The following is a 1,680-nucleotide window of genomic DNA, read 5'->3' as shown; positions in this document are numbered from 1 at the left end:
ATACTTGCACGGAACGCTACGACGTAGATCCGACAGGCATAAGCAGGAAGGTCGCGCGAATTACCCTGGGAGATCTGCATGCTTGCCACTGTGCTACCGCGCGTCGAGAGGCGACGGGATTAGCGTGCAGAAGTCAGCTGAAGCCGTAGTAATCGCCGAAACCGGGGCGATGAAGGGCCGAACAGGTTATGCCGCCAGTAGGCGTCAGAGTCTCGTCGAATGTTGAAGTGTGGAATATTCTCTAAGAGAAGACTGCTACCCCAAGCTCCGGACGGTATCCGAGGGTGACGACTGGCAGGGCACAAACATCGGCGGCGTCTGTGACGTGGACGAACGCGGAGCCGAACACGTTGATGGAGCGGGTGTTTGCACCCGCCAACCTCAGGCGTGCGTATCAACGTGTGGTCAGCAACAAGGGCGCACCGGGTGCCGATGGCATGACGGTGGAGCAACTGGCGGACTACACGAATCAGTATTGGCCGATCCTCAAGGCTCGGCTGTTGGCCGGCGAGTATCACCCGCAAGGTGTGCGCGCCGTCGAAATCCCTAAATCCAAAGGTGGAACACGGCAGTTGGGCATTCCCAACGTCGTGGATCGTCTGATCCAACAGGCCTTGCTGCAACAGCTCACGCCGATTTTCGACCCTCTGTTCTCGGACTACAGCTACGGCTTTCGCCCGGGTAGAAGCGCTCATCAAGCCATCGAAACAGCCCGCACCCATGTGGCGGCGGGCCACCGCTGGTGCGTGGAGCTTGATCTGGAGAAGTTCTTCGATCGGGTCAGCCACGATGTATTGATGGCCTACGTTGAGCGTCAAGTCGAAGACAAGCGGGTGCTCAGGCTGATCCGTCGTTACCTCGAAGCTGGAGTCATGTCGGGTGGGGTCGTCAGCCGACGGCAGGAGGGGGCGCCGCAAGGCGGCCCGCTCTCGCCGCTGCTGTCGAACATCCTGCTCAACGAACTCGACCGCGAATTGGAACGGCGGGGCCATCGCTTCGTGCGCTATGCCGATGATGCGAACATTTACGTGCGTAGTCGTCGTGCTGGCGAACGAGTGTTGGCCGGAGTTGAGCGCTTCCTGGGTCAGCGTTTGAAACTAACGCTGAATCGAGAGAAGAGCCGTGTGGTGCGGCCCTGGATCTGTGACTACCTGGGTTATGGGATGAGCAGGCATCGACAGCCGAGGTTGAAAGTGGCGACGCTGAGTCTGGGGCGCTTACGCGACCGGCTCAGAGATCTGCTGCGCGGGGCACGGGGCCACAAGATGGCGGACGTCATCGAACGGGTGAATCCGATGCTGCGTGGTTGGGCAAGTTACTTCAAGCTCAGTCAGAGCAGAAAGCCACTCGAAGAGCTGGACGGATGGGTACGACGTAAGCTTCGGTGTGTCATCTGGCGCCAATGGAAGCAGCCCTCGACGAGGGCGCGCAACCTGATGCGTCTGGGGATCCAGGAAGGACGTGCTCATACATCAGCAGCCAATGGCCGAGGTCCTTGGTGGAACTCGGGAGCGTCACATATGAATCAGGCGTTACCGAAGAAACTGTGGGACCAGCTCGGACTGGTCTCGATACTGGATACGATCAACGGCTTATTCGCATGACCTGAACCGCCGTATACGGAACCGTACGTACGGTGGTGTGAGAGGACGGCGGATGTAAATCCGCCTCCTACTCGAT

1 protein-coding gene is annotated in these 1,680 nt (G+C 59.2%); it reads left to right on the top strand.

Annotated features, from left to right (window positions below; translation table 11 throughout):
* The first annotated feature begins 284 nt into the window (after window positions 1-284).
* Window positions 285-1,604: a group II intron reverse transcriptase/maturase gene (gene ltrA / locus HU755_RS26885; protein WP_186638285.1), complete on the top strand. Its 1,320-nt coding sequence runs from the start codon at window positions 285-287 to the stop codon at window positions 1,602-1,604.
* Window positions 1,605-1,680 lie beyond the last annotated feature (76 nt).

Origin of the sequence: Pseudomonas sp. SWRI111 (genome assembly GCF_014268555.1) — a bacterium.
GTDB classification, from domain to species: Bacteria; Pseudomonadota; Gammaproteobacteria; order Pseudomonadales; family Pseudomonadaceae; genus Aquipseudomonas; species Aquipseudomonas hamedanensis.
Note: the sequence above shows the minus strand (reverse complement) of the source record. Positions and strands in the feature narration are given on the sequence as shown.